The organism is Pantoea sp. Taur (assembly GCF_009830025.1).
Classification (GTDB): domain Bacteria; phylum Pseudomonadota; class Gammaproteobacteria; order Enterobacterales; family Enterobacteriaceae; genus Pantoea; species Pantoea communis.
Window position 1 is genome coordinate 14,032 of record NZ_SZZZ01000013.1, and the last position, 14,117, is coordinate 28,148.

Sequence of the window (14,117 nt, forward strand, 5' to 3'; positions counted from 1 at the left end):
CCAATGTCATGCCTGAATTGCTAAGAGGAAATGTATGAGCCATTCACCCGCAAAACAGGACTCGTTAGGCGACGGCCTTTCTGATCGACAGGTTGGTATGATCTCCATTGCTGGCATTATTGGTGCCGGGTTATTTGTCGGCTCCGCGAATGCCATCGCCACGGCGGGCCCGGCCGTGTTGCTCTCCTACGCGATGACCGGTGTGCTGGTACTGCTGGTGATGCGCATGCTGGGAGAAATGGCCGTGCTGCAACCTGATTCGGGATCCTTTTCCACCTACGCGGCGAAAGCCATTGGTCCATGGGCCGGTTTCACTATCGGCTGGTTATACTGGTGGTTTTGGGTGTTACTGATTCCGGTTGAGGCGATTGCCGGTGCCGATATTCTGCATGCTTATTTCCCTTCCATTGCCTCGTGGCAATTTACCACTGCGATTATCCTGTTGCTCACTGTCACTAACCTTTTTAGCGTTAAAAACTTTGGCGCCTTTGAGTTCTGGTTCGCCATCATCAAAGTGGTAGCGATTATTGGATTTATTGGCATCGGGATTGTGGCGATTTCCGGATACTGGCCGCTGGCAAATGTCAGTGGTGTGGCACATTTATATAACAGCATTGGCTTTATGCCGCACGGTTTTGGCGCGGTATTAACCGGTATTTTGCTCACCATCTTTTCATTCTTTGGCGCGGAGGTGGTCACCATTGCTGCGGTGGAATCAAAGGACCCCGGTAAAAAAATCAGCCGTGCGATTAATCTGGTGGTTTACCGCATCGCCTTATTTTATTTGCTGTCTATTTTCCTCGTGGTGTCGCTGGTGGCATGGAATGATCCGCAGCTGTTAGCCCAGGGCACTTTCCAATATGTGTTATCCACACTGAATTTCCCCGGTGCCAAACTGGTGGTGGATTTGGTGGTGCTGATTGCCGTGTGCAGCTGCATGAATTCCGGGTTATATACCGCTTCCCGTATGCTCTATTCTCTGGGTAAACGCGGTAATGCCCCGGCCTCTTGTGCCACGGTATCCAACGGTGGCGTGCCACGTGTGGCGGTATTGGGTTCCACGCTGGCGGGCTTTGTCGCCTGTATTGCCAACTACGCTTTTCCGGGCGAGGTGTTTGCCTTTCTGATCTCCACCACTGGCGCGATTGCGCTGATTGTCTATCTGGTGATTGCCGTTTCACAGCTAAGAATGCGCACAGCGATGGAAAAACAGGGCATCACGCCTGATTTTAAAATGTGGTTGTTCCCGTGGCTGACCTGGCTGAGTATTTTGATGATTGTCAGTGTGCTGGGCTATATGTTCTATCTGCCGCAGTATCGCTACGAGAGCTTAATGACGCTGATGGTGACGTTTATGGTGCTGTGCATCGGTGTTTACATTACCGGTAAACGCCGCAAGCAGGGGACATACCGCACAGGAAGGCTGGCTAAAGAGAAAATTCAGGTGGTTCGTCACTGATAATGTGCTAACGGCGTGCGGTGATTACACCGCACGCCGTCAGGCAGGCTAGCGCACCATCATATTCGCCACTAAGTGTTTACGTCCGCTGTCATCTTCCTCGGTGTAAACCCCTTGCAGCTCCGGTGAGAAGCCAGGCAACAAGTTGATGCCCTCTTCCAGCGCGAGGAAGTAACGCTGCACCGCGCCACCCCACACTTCGCCTGGCACCACACACAGCACGCCCGGTGGATACGGCAATGCGCCTTCGGCAGCAATGCGCCCTTCAGCTTGCGCAATCGCCACCAGTTCCACCTCACCACGGATGTAAGCCTGATGCGCATCCTGTGGATTCACTTCGACTTTCGGGAAGCAGGATTCGCGGAACATCGCTTTCTGCAGATCTTTCACATCGTAGCTGACGTAGAGATCGTGCATCTCCTGACACAGGCGGCGCAGCGTGTAGCCTTTATAGCGCTCGATGTTTTTGCGATAGACGCTCGGCAGCACTTCAGCCAGCAGCGCATCCTCTTTCACATGGTGTTCAAACTGCTCCAGCATCGCCACCAGATGCGCCATCTTCTCCGGGTTCTCCGCTGGCGTCAGCAGGAAAAGGATGGAGTTGAGATCGCACTTCTCCGGCACGATACCGTTCTCGCGCAGGTAGTTCGCCAGAATAGTCGCCGGAATACCGAAGCTGGTGTATTCACCGCTGGCGGCATCAATGCCTGGCGTGGTCAGCAGCAGCTTGCAGGGATCGACCAGATACTGCTCGCTGGCGTAACCCTCAAAGCCGTGCCATTTCTCGCCTGGCGCCAGGCTGAAGTAAGCCGGATCGGCGGCGATAACCTCGGTTTCCGCCGACTGCCACAGCTTGCCGTGCACTTTCTCCGGCAGGAACGGCTGAATCATCTCGCAGCGTTCCAGAATCGCTTTACGTGCATCAATGCCGATGGTGACGCATTCGTGCCACATGCTGCGTCCGGCTTCACCTTTGTGCATGCGCGCATTGATATCCAGCGCGGCAAACAGCGGATAGAACGGGCTGGTTGAGGCGTGCAGCATAAAAGCGTTGTTGAGACGCTTATGTGGACAGAAGCGCTTCTGGCCACGGATGTGGTTGTCTTTCTTGTGAATCTGCGAGGTCTGCGAGAAGCCCGCCAGCTGTTTGTGCACCGACTGAGTGACGAAAATGCCGGGATCATTCTCGTTCAGCTCCAGCGTCAGTGGCGAGCAGCCTTCCATTAACGGGATAAATTGCTCGTAGCCCAGCCACGCCGAGTCAAACAGAATGTAGTCGCACAGATGGCCGATGCGATCCACCACCTGACGCGCGTTGTAGACGGTGCCATCGTAGGTGCCAAGTTGGATGATCGCCAGACGGAACGGACGCTGATCTTTGGCGCGATGCGGCGCGACTTTCTGCACCTGTTCGCGCAGGTAGGCTTCATCAAAGCAGTGCGCATCAATGCCGCCGATAAAGCCGAACGGATTACGTGCCGCTTCCAGATACACCGGCGTAGCGCCCGCCTGAATCAGCGCACCGTGATGGTTAGATTTATGGTTGTTGCGGTCAAACAGCACCAGATCGCCGCGCGTCAGCATGGCGTTGGTCACCACTTTGTTGGCGCTGGAGGTGCCGTTCAGCACGAAATAGGTTTTATCGGCGTTAAACACTTTCGCTGCGTACTTCTGTGCATGCTTGGCCGAACCTTCATGGATCAGCAGGTCGCCCAACTTGACGTCGGCGTTGCACATGTCGGAACGAAACACGTTCTCGCCATAGAATTCATAGAACTGACGCCCGGCCGGATGCTTACGGAAAAACGCCCCGCCCTGATGGCCCGGACAGGCAAAGGTGCTGTTCTGCATATCAACATAGCGCGTCAGGGTATCGAAGAACGGCGGCAGCAGGTCAGACTCATACGCCTGCGCGGCTTCTTCCAGCGCTTCCCACTCTTCCGGTGCACCGTTGATTTCCCCGGTCACGCCCGGCAGCTTCAGCACTTCTTCATCGAACGCGTTGGCGACAAACACCGGCAGATTAAAACCGGTCTGGCGCAACAGCGTTAACACGCCACTGCGTGTATCCGCCAGTGAGACGACCACCGCCGCCACATCGGTAAAATCAGTATTGTCGAGTGTCACCACATCACGCGCGGTGTTCAGGCTCAGGCTTGGCGCTACCGCAACGCTGGCAGCAATTTTCAATGGATTCATAACACAAATCCCCGTAATGAAGGATGAGTGGGTGCCAGTGGCACAGCAATGAGGAAAATTCCCCGGCGAATAACGTCTTCGGGCGGATCAACCGCCGCAACCGATAGACATCAGTAAAGTCAGATCGCGTCTGTCTTTAGTCATGTCCAACAGCATAGCGCGTTAAGCTGGCCTCACCGCATGGTGAGCGAGAATTGCGAACAACAGATGACGGAGGGCCGCTTATCGTAAAGCGAACGGAGACAAGTGCAAAAGCGCATTGTACCGAGCATGGCGGCGTCCTCAGGGTGGATGGAATCAGTGGAAAACTGCGGCGCAATGATGGCATCTTTTTTTTACTGGAACAACCCGTTGCAACGAGATTGATACGCATAAGCAACATTCAGCAACCATCTGATTAATAAGTGAATATCAAATAAACCCATGGTAAAAACGCTTAAATATCTTTATGTTATGCGAATTTATGCAAGGCGTGTCCGTCTTCATGTTGCTCCCTGTTTCCAGAGGAGTAATATGGCCCGCACTTTCCTCAATCAGCCGGAGGCTGCATGTTTAAGGCATTAGTCATTGAAAATGATGAGCAGGGATACCGCACTTCCCTGCAGGATCTGTCAGAACAACAGTTGCCCGATCAGGATGTCGCCCTCGAAGTCAGCTACTCCACCCTCAACTACAAAGACGCGCTCGCCATCTGCAATAAAGGGCCGATTGTGCGCCAATTCCCGATGGTACCGGGCATCGATTTTGTCGGTCGGGTGATCAGCAGCCGCCATCCAGAGTGGCAGCAGGACGATGTGGCACTGCTCACCGGTTGGGGTGTGGGTGAAAAGCACTGGGGCGGACTGGCGCAGAAGGCCAGCGTTTCTGGTGACTGGCTGGTGAAAGTGCCTGCGGCTTTAAGCCCGTTGCAGACCATGGCGATTGGCACCGCCGGCTTCACCGCGATGCTGTGCGTGCTGGCACTGGAAAAACAGGGCATCACGCCGCAGCAGGGCCCGGTGCTGGTAACAGGTGCCAGCGGCGGCGTCGGCAGCTTCAGCGTCAGTTTGCTGGCCCGTTTAGGGTATGACGTGGTGGCCTCCAGCGGACGCGCCAGTGATAGCGATTACCTGATCAACACCCTCGGCGCCTCCTCGATTATCGATCGCGCTGAACTGAGTGCGCCCAGTAAACCCCTGGCGAAAGAGCGCTGGGCTGCGGCGATTGATAGCGTCGGCAGCCATACGCTGGCCAACGTGCTGGCGGGCATCAAGCGCGATGGTGTGGTGGCAGCCTGCGGCATGGCGCAAGGTCTGGATCTCCCCACCAGCGTGGCACCGTTTATTCTGCGCGGCGTGGTGTTAGCCGGAGTGGATAGCGTGATGTGCGCTAAGCCGTTGCGTGAGCAAGCGTGGCAGCGTCTGGCTGAACTGGTGGATGGCGCACTGCTGGAGCAGTTGACCAAAGTGATTCCACTGAGTGAAGCACGTGAAGGTGCTGAAGCCTTGCTGGCGGGCGAAGTCCGTGGCCGTCTGATTGTCGATTGCCGGTAACTTTTTGGGCGCCATCAATGGCGCCCCACTTCTACGCCCGAAGCTGAATTTGCGGCCTGCCCTGCTCTTGCGGCATCACCACGTGCAGCTCAGCCTGATACCAGCGCGTCAGCGTAGTTTCCGTCATCACTTCTTGCGGTGAACCCTGCGCCACCAGCTTGCCCTGATGCAACAGCAGAATGCGATCGGACCACAGCGACGCCAGATTGAGATCGTGCAGCACGGTGCAGACGCTAAAGCGACCGTTGCGCGTCAGCTTATGCAGCAATCGCAAACTGTACTGCTGCCAATACAGGTCGAGTGCGGAAGTCGGCTCATCGAGAAACAGCCAGCCACGCGGGCCATCATCGTGCCATAACTGTGCCAGCACTCGCGCCAGCTGCACACGCTGCTGTTCCCCGCCAGAAAGCGAACGATAATCGCGTTTCGCCAGTTCAAGACTGCCGGTGATCTGCATCACTTCCTCGATCACCGCTTTGGATTTGCTGGCAGGCCAGGGCGCACGGCCCATCGCCACCACCTCTTCAGCAGGCAGCGGAAAAGTCACGCTGTTTTGCTGGCGCATCACCGCACGACGTTGCGCCAGCGGTTCACGCGGCCAATCGTTTAACGGGCGATCGCCGAGCCAGCACTCCCCCGCTTCAGGCGCCAGAAACCCAGTTAACAGGCGCAACAGCGTGGACTTGCCTGCGCCGTTGGGGCCGATTAAGGAAATCATCTCACCAGGCTGCAAGGTAATAGAGACATCATCAATCAGCGCACGCGTGCCATGACTAAAGCGCAGGCCGCGAGCCTGCATTGAATCACTCATTCATCCCCCTTTTCTGACGCAGAATCAGCCAGAGAAACCATGGTCCACCGATCAGGCTGGTGATCAATCCCACCGGCATTTCCGCCGGGATCACCACCGTGCGCGCCAGCGTATCCGCCAGCAATAGCAAGATGGCTCCCGCCAGCGCCGAACCCGGCAACATCCAGCGATGATCACTCCCGACACAGAAACGCATCACGTGCGGCACCACCAATCCGACAAAGCCGATAATCCCGCTCACCGACACCGCCGTGCCCACCAGCAGCGCACTCAGCACCAGTAACTCACGCTGGGTGCGCTTCACATCAATCCCCATGTAATGCGCGTCTTCTTCACCGAGTTGCAGCAGGTTAAGACGGCGCGCACGGGTCTGGATGGCAATCAACGCAGGAAGAATCAGTACAGCACACACCGCCAGACTCGGCCATTGTGCAGCGCTCAAACTGCCCATACCCCACAGCGCCAGCTGACGTAACTGCTGGTCATTACTGAGCCAGGAGAGCACGCCCACCGCCGCGCCGCACAGGGCGTTGATGGCGATGCCGATCAGCAGCAGGCGCGACAAATTCCCCAGCGCCAGCCGACTGAAACTAAAAATCAGCAGCGTGACGACCAGGCTACCGATAAAAGCAGCAATTGATGGCAGCCACAGCGCCAGCAGCGGCGGCAAGCTAAGCGGCACCACAATCGAAACCGCTACTGCTAGCCCCGCTCCACTGCTGATCCCAAGCAATCCCGGATCGGCCAGCGGATTGCGGAACAGGCCCTGCATCACCGCGCCAGAGACTGCCAATGCCATCCCGAGCAGCACCGCCAGCAATATGCGCGGCAGGCGGATGTTCAGCCAGATTTGCCACGACATATCGCTGAGCGGCGCGTGGAACAGCGTGCGCATCGACAGCGGCATGGCACCAAAATTGGCAGCCATCAACATGCAAACCACCATGCTGATGCCCATCAATAACAGCCAGCGCATCACGGCGGTGTTAGTCATGTTTTACCGCTTCGGCGGCTTTACGCAGCTTCACGATGGTCTCCGGCGTATCAAGACCAAAGCCCAGCATGGCCATCTCATCGACCACCAGCAAGGCGTGATGCTGACCCGCTGGCGTCAGTGACAGACCCGGCAGCGACCAGATTTTCTCTTCGCCGCCCAGCGTGCGCAGGCCATCTTCACCGACCACCACCAGATCCGGCGCGGCAGCAACCACACCTTCCTGTGACAGCTGCTGATAATGCGGGATTGCCGCCATGGCGTTGACCAGACCGGCACTGCGGATTGCAGCATCAGCGCCGGTTTGGTTACCTGCCGCCTGAGTGCGCATGCCACCGTGCGCCATCACAAACAGCACTTTGACTGGCAGCGGCTGCTGGGGAATCTGCGCGCGCTGCTTGTTCACTTTCTCAATCAGCGCCTTCGCTTCGGCATCACGATGCAATGCTTTACCGATGGTGGCGATCTTTTCCGGGATGGCGTCGAGGCTGGTTTTGCCGGTGACATCCACCACTTTCACGCCAGCGCTCTCGACCTGCTGCAACACCAGCGACGGTTTCGCCAACTCGCTGGTCAGCACCAGCGTAGGCTTCATCGCCAGAATGCCCTCGGCATTAAGCTGGCGCATATAGCCGATGTCCGGCAACTTGTTAGCCTGCGCCGGATGCTGGCTGGTGCTGTCGCGCGCCACCAGATCGGCCTGTGCATCTAAGGCATAGATGATTTGCGTCACGTCACCGCCAATAGAGATCACCCGTTCAGCAGCAAATGCCGGCAGCGCCAGCGCGCCCAGCAGTAATAGGGTCAGACGTTTCATGCTGTCGCTCCCAACGCGGTGACTTGCTCACGCCAGCGCGCCTGCTCTGGCGTGCCTTCGCTACGCTGTCCATAGAGCTGCGCGATCTGCGTGCCATCGGCAGCAAAGAGTTCGAGGCTGGTGACAAAGCCATCGCCACTCGGTTTGCGCGTCACCCAGCTCTCGGCAATGTGGTCCGCCATCAGGTGCAGCGTGAAGGTTGGGTTGAAGATGTTGACCCAATTGTCCATCGGCATCAGTTTCTCCACCGCACCGGTGAAGATTTGCGTGCAGCCACGGTTGCCGATAAAGATCATGATTTCGTTGCCATCCTGCTGCGCCTGCTCCAGCAGTTGAGCCAGCGAATCGTTGCTGACCTGACGAGCCAGATCGTCCGGCACTGCGTGAAACGCCTGCTGGCGTGAAATATTGTGGCGCTTCAGTAAGCCAAAGAACTGATGTACATCGGTGATGGCGCGCCATTCGGCTTCCACTTTATCGGCATCAATGGCGCGGCTGTGTTCTGGTGCGGCGGCAGGTTGTGGATCGAGTGCCGCAGCGGCTTCAACGGTAAATTCGGCGATCAGCGCATCCCATGCCGCCATCTCGGTATTGTCAGTGGTGTAGATTTTCAGTACCGCATCCGCGTGGCGATCAAAGATCTGAATACTTTGACGCTCGCCGCGTGCCGTTTGCTCACGCAGGAAGAAGGCGCTGTGCCACTGTGCCGGGAAGAGACGCTGATCGAGCGCACGCGGGTTAAGGATCAGCCCGGCATGTTCGCCGAGGTGCAGGTTTTCATATTTGCCGACCTGCTCATGCACCGCATATTCGTTGCGGGTGATGCTTTTGGTTTCGCCAACGGCTTCCAGTGCCTTTAGCAACGCCGGGAAATCTGCTTTTAACGCTTGCGCATCCTGGCCGACGCGCGCTTCACACAGCTGTGCTTCGCCAATGCCCATCAGAGCGGCCAGATCGCGGGCATACTTCTTCGGATGTTCGCCCTTCAGCGCCAGATAGTGATCGTAACGTGGGTTCATTGCTCTTGCTCCATGAAAAGGCCCTGCGCGAACGCAGGGCGAAAAAATGATTAGAAGTCGACGTTCACACCGAGTTGGAAGGTGCGGCCTGGCTGAGTTGCCAGTGCGATATCGTTGCGATCCTGTGCGGTATCGCTGGTCATTTCGCGGCTGCTCAGGTAATCCCAATATTTACGATCTGTCAGGTTATACACGCCACCGCTCAGCTTGACGTTCTTCGCCACCTGCCAATAAGCCGTCAGATCGACCATACCGTAACCCGGCACGCGCTCGTAATCGGTGGTGGAATCGGTCAGTGCAGAACCGGTATTGGTATAGCTCTGGCGGTTGGTCGCCGTGGCTTTTTTGCCCTTCACGAAGGTAGCCGTCACAGCAGCACCGTACTCGTTCTGCGGCGCATCCCAACCCAGACCCAGCACCGCTTTCATTGGCGGTACGCTTTCCAGATCGACGTAACGATCGCCGAGATAGCTCGACTTTGATTTACCTTCGTTATAGCTAAAGGCGAAGCGTGCGCTCAGGCCCTGCACATCTTGATACCAGGTGCCGAAATTCACTTTTCCACTCAACTCTGCACCATAGATATAGGCTTTATCGCGGTTCTCTGCCTGATAAGTGGTGTAAATGTTGCTCGGAACGTTAGTGAATTTCTCCGGGTTACCGGCACGGGTGTAACGGTTATAAGCGATGAAGTTTTTGTAGGCGTTGTAGTAAACCGCTGTGTTCATCACCACGCCTTCGGTCGGCTGTCCTTTCAGACCCCATTCGAAGTTGTTGCTGGTTTCGGTTTTCAAATCCGGGTTACCAATCAGCGCATATTGCTGACTACCCGCATAGCTGGAACCGAGGTTCCATGAACCATACAGCTGGCTGGCGTTCGGGAATTGTGCGCCGCGCTTGTATTGCAGATAGGTCATCAGTGTTGGCGTGAGCTCATACTGGAATGCCAGTGATGGCAGAACCTGCGTATCGCTATTGCCTGAGCCGTAAAGCGTTTCAACTTCTGATTCGGTTAGAACGGTGCTGCCGCTGGTCAGGCTGCTGAGGTTATCAGGCTTGGTATTTTGGTAAGCCACACGTACGCCCGGCACCACCGCAAAGTTGTGGCCATCCAGGTCGAAGTTGATCTTATCCTGCACAAAGCCGCCCAGCGTGTAGCTGCGGCTGTCTGCTTCAGGCTGCATGATTACACTGAAGGTACTAGGCGTCGGTGACTGGCGGAATGGGCGCTCGGTTTTTTCCAGACGTCCATTTAAACCGGCAGTCAGCTCATGACGACCCAGCGTTTTAGCCAGGTTGGTTTCAAAGCCGTAGCTGTCAGTGTTGTAGTCCGAGTAAACCGTTTCATAGGCTGACGCACTTGAAGGCATATAGGTGTTGTCATGCGCTTCGGTGTGCTGCCAGTAGACACGCGTGTTCAGACTGTCGATAAAATCGTTGTAAGGCGTGTACTCGTCCGCCAGGCTCAGGCCGAAGCGACGGGTATCGCTCTGCTGCTGTGCGGTACCGTAAACGGTATTGCCTGAAGTATCCCAGCTGTCGTAATGGGTGTGATTGGTTTTATGGTAGAAATCGGCGGTACCGGTGATTTTGTGCGCGTCATTCGGCTCCCACACCACGCTGCCCAGCAGTGCGTCCGAGTGCCAGTTGGCAGGATAGGCGCCACGGCTCGCATCATTGTTTTGCGTTTCCTGACCATCGCGACGGCTGTAAACAAAGATACCGCGCAGTTCCTGATCGCCTGCTGCGGCAGTGATGCCGTTGTGCCAGCTGCGGTTTGAGGAATCGAAGTCGCTCTGGTAGCCAAAGTAGGTGGTTTTACCGGGATGTAAGTAGTCGTCTGGCGTCTTGTTGCGGAACGATACCGCACCACCAATCGCGGTGTTGGCCTGAGAGACAGAAGTCGCGCCTTTATCAATATCCACGCGACCAAACATGTATGGGTCGATGTAATCGCGGCCAATACCAAAGGTATCCAAACCGGCGCGGCTGACGTAGCTACGGCCAGTGGCATCCGGCAGAGAAACACCGTCAACGTTGATATCGACGCGGTTACTTTCCAGACCACGGATGTTGTAGCCGGTGTAGCCCGCGCGATCAAAACCACTTTTACCTGCAGAAGAGCCGCCGCTTGCACCAGTTGCCGTCACGCCTGGTTCGTAGCGCATGATGGTACCGAAATCATTGCCGCCATCACGCTGCATATCGGCGGCGGTAATGGTGCTTTTGCTACCGGCTTGTTTCTCCAGCTTCGGCGCAGTTACCGTCATAACCGGCTCTGCACTGGTGGATTTGTCAGAAGATAAAGCAAGTGTCGTGTTGTCGCTGGCTGCATAGCTGCAAGCGGCGTGAATAGCGGAAGACAAAATCGCAACTTTAAACAGACGTTGCTGGGTCATTCCCTGAAAGAGTGAAGACATGCGCGAAATACCTGGTTAATTGTTAGTATTCGCTCACTGGATTGCCGCCAAAAAAACGCGATATGCGTTAATAAACCGTAAAATGTGTGGACTTATTTTATGTAATAAATAATTTCGTCAGGAATGTAATGCAATTGGTAATCATTATCAATAAACTTTACACTAAGATGTATCTTAGACCGCACATTTTGTTAACTTGTTTATAATCAATAATTAAGAAGAGGCGCCTGATGTCGCAAAAACCGGCTGTGACGATTTACTACTGCACTCAATGCAACTGGCTGCTGCGTTCGGCGTGGATGGCGCAGGAACTGCTGCACACTTTTGCCGAAGATTTGAGCGCGGTGACGCTGAAGCCTGGCACGGGTGGCGTGTTTGAAATCTCGATTGATGGCACGGTGATTTGGGAGCGTAAACAGGAAGGCGGATTCCCGGATGCGGCCGCGCTGAAACAGCGCGTGCGTGATTTCTGCTGGCCGGATCGCGAGTTAGGGCACGTGGATAAGAAGAAGCCGGGTTAATCCCCGAGCGGAGCAATGCGCATGCCCTTAAGTCGCATCGAACATGACAGAATCGCCAGACATAGTGCCCGACTGCTCAACCCTCAGCCTCTTGTTCTAGCGGCCACAGCAGGCGATCCTGCGCGGTGCTTAGCGTGACGATGGCAGGATGATAAATGGCAAACGGTTCGGCCAGCGGGCACGCCAGATATTTGCCGTGCTGACTCGGCACGAACTCAGAGCGCGGTAGAAAAGCCGCGCCCTCAAAGCCCTGCTCCATCATCTCCAGCACCAGACGCGGTTCTGACACTTTGATGCTGATATTGATGTGGCTTAAGTTGCTAAACAGGGTGTTACGCAGCACTTCATAAGTGCCTTCACCACCAATGCGATGTAGCAAAATTAACGGAATCCCGTTGAGATCGGTAAAGTTGAGGGTTTTTCCCGCCAGAATCGCGCTGTAATGCGTGGAAACCACGGCGATAGTATCAATCGGTTCCAGTTCGCGCACAAACCACGCCTGGCGATCGTGTGGCACCTGCATCAGTGCAATATCGACACGCTGATCGACCAGCATCGCTTCAAGATGGCTGGAATCGGATACCACCACGTTGATATCCCAGTCGGGCCGGTTCTGGTAATAATCCATCAGGATCGGGGTGAAATAACGCAGATACAGGTAGGAAATACCGATGGTGACGCGGCGCTGTTTGTGGGTAGCAATGGTGACCGTCTGCCGCTTTAAACTGTTCACCTGGCTGAGAATATCGCAGGCACGACGATAGAGAAAACTGCCCGCTTCGGTTAACACCATGGCACGTGGCGTGCGCGTAAAGAGCGGTGAGCCAATCTCCTGTTCTAACTCTTGCAGACGTTTTCCCAACGGCGGTTGTGCGATGTTCAATAGCTTCGCGGCTTTACTGATCGAGCCCTGTTCCGCTATCGTGCAAAAATAATGCAATCGTTTCAGATCCATAATCCCTCCGCGCCCTGTTCGCGCTATTTTACCATGGCCGAAATCGATCCAACCGCGCTGAGCGCAAGCTTAGTGGATATAGATACTCCATAGGTGGCTGATCGGCATCACCAGCACCAGCGCCGGTAACATATTCGCCACCGGGAAGGATTTGATCCCGGCGATACGAAAGCCCGCCGCCAGCATCACAAACCCACCGGCTGCAGTGAAATCACTCATCATCGGTGCCGTGGTGTGCGGCATAATCAGTACCGCCGCCGAGGCCAGCACCAGTTGCACGATCAACTGTGGAATGGCAATCACCACCACCGCATAACCGAGCAGCGTGGCAAATATCGCCGCCGTAAAGATATCCATGATGGATTTCACCAGCAGAATATTGGCATCGTGGGTCATGCCTTCGGTCATGGCACCAATAATGCCGGTGCCGCTGGCGCAGAACAGCACCATGATCGCCACATACTTTTCAGTGAACGCTTCACCACTCAATCCACCTTCTGCTGGCTTGCTTTGAAAACGGCTCACCAGCCCTTTCGCCAGATTTCCCAGTCGACCTATCTTCTGCTCCAGATAGGCGAATTCACCCAGCGCCGCACCGAGGATCAGCGCCAGAATTACCGCCGGCAAACTGTGGATCTTGCCGATCAAAACAATGCCGAGGCCCATCGACGACAGGCCGAACGTCATGGGCAACGCGATGCGCAGCCTCTCTGGCACTCTGGTGCCAAGAAAGGCGCCCACCAGCCCGCCAATCAGCACCGCGCTGCCGTTGACAAAGGGTCCCACTACCATAATTTACTCCTTACTTATCGTTATGTTTTTCACCCCAGCGTTTGAGGTTGCCCACATCGAGATCGAACAGATCGAGGGCACGCGCCACGCTGTGATGGACCATCTCATCCACGGACTGCGGCTGCTGATAAAAAGCCGGAACCGGAGGATAAATAATCCCTCCCATTTCCGTGACTGATTGCATATTGCGGATGTGCGCCAGATTGAGCGGCGTTTCTCGTACCATCAGCACCAACCGGCGACGCTCTTTCAGGATCACATCCGCTGCTCGCGTCAGCAGATTGCTGGTCAGCCCATGGGCAATCGATGCCAGTGAGTTCATTGAGCAGGGCGCCACCAGCATGCCGAGGGTTTTAAACGATCCGCTGGAAATCGACGCGCCGAGATTGCTGATGCTGTGCACCTCATCGGCCAGATCCACCACATCCTGTCGTTGCCATTGGGTTTCCATCGAACGCGTCACTTCTGCGCCTTTGGTCACCACCAGATGCACTTCCACATCCTGATCGCGCAGCAACTGCAGCGCCTTCATGCCGTACTGAAAACCCGACGCGCCGCTAATGCCGACGATAATGCGCCTTCTGCTCACTGCTACCTC

At 55.7% G+C, this 14,117-nt stretch carries 12 protein-coding genes; 3 read left to right on the forward strand and 9 right to left on the reverse strand.

What is annotated here, in order from left to right:
* Positions 1-34: 34 nt before the first annotated feature.
* Positions 35-1,459: an amino acid permease gene (locus tag FD744_RS17035; protein ID WP_160868797.1), complete on the forward strand. Its 1,425-nt coding sequence runs from the start codon at positions 35-37 to the stop codon at positions 1,457-1,459.
* A gap of 48 nt (positions 1,460-1,507) precedes the next feature.
* Here the strand turns inward: FD744_RS17035 and FD744_RS17040 are convergent, their stop codons facing one another.
* Positions 1,508-3,658, reverse strand: a complete 2,151-nt coding sequence (locus FD744_RS17040; protein WP_160868798.1) for an ornithine decarboxylase — start codon at positions 3,656-3,658, stop codon at positions 1,508-1,510.
* A 548-nt stretch (positions 3,659-4,206) separates the two neighbouring features.
* Between FD744_RS17040 and FD744_RS17045 the strand changes: the two genes are divergently transcribed.
* A complete protein-coding gene (locus tag FD744_RS17045; protein WP_160868799.1) occupies positions 4,207-5,190 on the forward strand; it encodes an MDR family oxidoreductase in 984 nt (327 codons plus the stop codon).
* 31 nt (positions 5,191-5,221) lie between these two features.
* Here FD744_RS17045 and FD744_RS17050 read toward each other — a convergent pair whose 3' ends face one another.
* The 5 genes from FD744_RS17050 to FD744_RS17070 are packed head-to-tail and all read right to left on the reverse strand — an operon-like array spanning position 5,222 to position 11,251.
* Positions 5,222-6,001, reverse strand: a complete 780-nt coding sequence (locus FD744_RS17050; RefSeq protein WP_058959326.1) for a heme ABC transporter ATP-binding protein — start codon at positions 5,999-6,001, stop codon at positions 5,222-5,224.
* Complete coding sequence (locus tag FD744_RS17055; protein ID WP_160868800.1) at positions 5,994-6,995, reverse strand: iron ABC transporter permease; 1,002 nt, start codon at positions 6,993-6,995, stop codon at positions 5,994-5,996. The genes FD744_RS17050 and FD744_RS17055 overlap by 8 nt, the downstream gene beginning before the upstream one ends.
* Positions 6,988-7,812, reverse strand: coding sequence for a hemin ABC transporter substrate-binding protein (locus tag FD744_RS17060; RefSeq protein ID WP_160868801.1), 825 nt, complete (start codon positions 7,810-7,812; stop codon positions 6,988-6,990). Before FD744_RS17060 ends, FD744_RS17055 begins: the two co-directional genes overlap by 8 nt.
* Positions 7,809-8,831, reverse strand: coding sequence for a hemin-degrading factor (locus FD744_RS17065; protein ID WP_160868802.1), 1,023 nt, complete (start codon positions 8,829-8,831; stop codon positions 7,809-7,811). The genes FD744_RS17060 and FD744_RS17065 overlap by 4 nt, the downstream gene beginning before the upstream one ends.
* A gap of 50 nt (positions 8,832-8,881) precedes the next feature.
* Complete coding sequence (locus FD744_RS17070) at positions 8,882-11,251, reverse strand: TonB-dependent hemoglobin/transferrin/lactoferrin family receptor (RefSeq protein WP_160868803.1); 2,370 nt, start codon at positions 11,249-11,251, stop codon at positions 8,882-8,884.
* A 230-nt stretch (positions 11,252-11,481) separates the two neighbouring features.
* On the opposite strand from FD744_RS17070, the gene FD744_RS17075 reads away from it, so the two are divergent.
* Complete coding sequence (locus FD744_RS17075) at positions 11,482-11,772, forward strand: SelT/SelW/SelH family protein (RefSeq protein ID WP_100703483.1); 291 nt, start codon at positions 11,482-11,484, stop codon at positions 11,770-11,772.
* A 76-nt stretch (positions 11,773-11,848) separates the two neighbouring features.
* On the opposite strand, the gene FD744_RS17080 is transcribed toward FD744_RS17075, so the two are convergent.
* From FD744_RS17080 to FD744_RS17090, 3 genes are all read right to left on the reverse strand, one after another.
* Positions 11,849-12,727, reverse strand: coding sequence for a LysR family transcriptional regulator (locus FD744_RS17080; protein WP_160868804.1), 879 nt, complete (start codon positions 12,725-12,727; stop codon positions 11,849-11,851).
* A 69-nt stretch (positions 12,728-12,796) separates the two neighbouring features.
* Positions 12,797-13,519 carry a DUF554 domain-containing protein gene (locus FD744_RS17085; protein ID WP_160868805.1) on the reverse strand — a complete coding sequence of 241 codons (723 nt, stop codon included), beginning with the start codon at positions 13,517-13,519 and terminating at the stop codon, positions 12,797-12,799.
* 10 nt (positions 13,520-13,529) lie between these two features.
* Positions 13,530-14,108 (reverse strand): UbiX family flavin prenyltransferase, encoded by a 579-nt coding sequence (locus tag FD744_RS17090; RefSeq protein WP_072226488.1) that lies wholly within the window; start codon positions 14,106-14,108, stop codon positions 13,530-13,532.
* Between the last annotated feature and the right edge of the window lie 9 nt (positions 14,109-14,117).

What these genes read in the sequence shown, in the direction of transcription:
- FD744_RS17075 (WP_100703483.1), top strand. Translation starts at nt 11,482, where the DNA reads ATGTCGCAAAAACCGGCTGTGACGATTTACTACTGCACTCAATGCAAC.
- FD744_RS17085 (WP_160868805.1), bottom strand. Translation starts at nt 13,519, where the DNA reads ATGGTAGTGGGACCCTTTGTCAACGGCAGCGCGGTGCTGATTGGCGGG.
- FD744_RS17055 (WP_160868800.1), bottom strand. Translation starts at nt 6,995, where the DNA reads ATGACTAACACCGCCGTGATGCGCTGGCTGTTATTGATGGGCATCAGC.
- FD744_RS17065 (WP_160868802.1), bottom strand. Translation starts at nt 8,831, where the DNA reads ATGAACCCACGTTACGATCACTATCTGGCGCTGAAGGGCGAACATCCG.
- FD744_RS17080 (WP_160868804.1), bottom strand. Translation starts at nt 12,727, where the DNA reads ATGGATCTGAAACGATTGCATTATTTTTGCACGATAGCGGAACAGGGC.
- FD744_RS17045 (WP_160868799.1), top strand. Translation starts at nt 4,207, where the DNA reads ATGTTTAAGGCATTAGTCATTGAAAATGATGAGCAGGGATACCGCACT.
- FD744_RS17070 (WP_160868803.1), bottom strand. Translation starts at nt 11,251, where the DNA reads ATGTCTTCACTCTTTCAGGGAATGACCCAGCAACGTCTGTTTAAAGTT.
- FD744_RS17050 (WP_058959326.1), bottom strand. Translation starts at nt 6,001, where the DNA reads ATGAGTGATTCAATGCAGGCTCGCGGCCTGCGCTTTAGTCATGGCACG.
- FD744_RS17040 (WP_160868798.1), bottom strand. Translation starts at nt 3,658, where the DNA reads ATGAATCCATTGAAAATTGCTGCCAGCGTTGCGGTAGCGCCAAGCCTG.
- FD744_RS17060 (WP_160868801.1), bottom strand. Translation starts at nt 7,812, where the DNA reads ATGAAACGTCTGACCCTATTACTGCTGGGCGCGCTGGCGCTGCCGGCA.
- FD744_RS17035 (WP_160868797.1), top strand. Translation starts at nt 35, where the DNA reads ATGAGCCATTCACCCGCAAAACAGGACTCGTTAGGCGACGGCCTTTCT.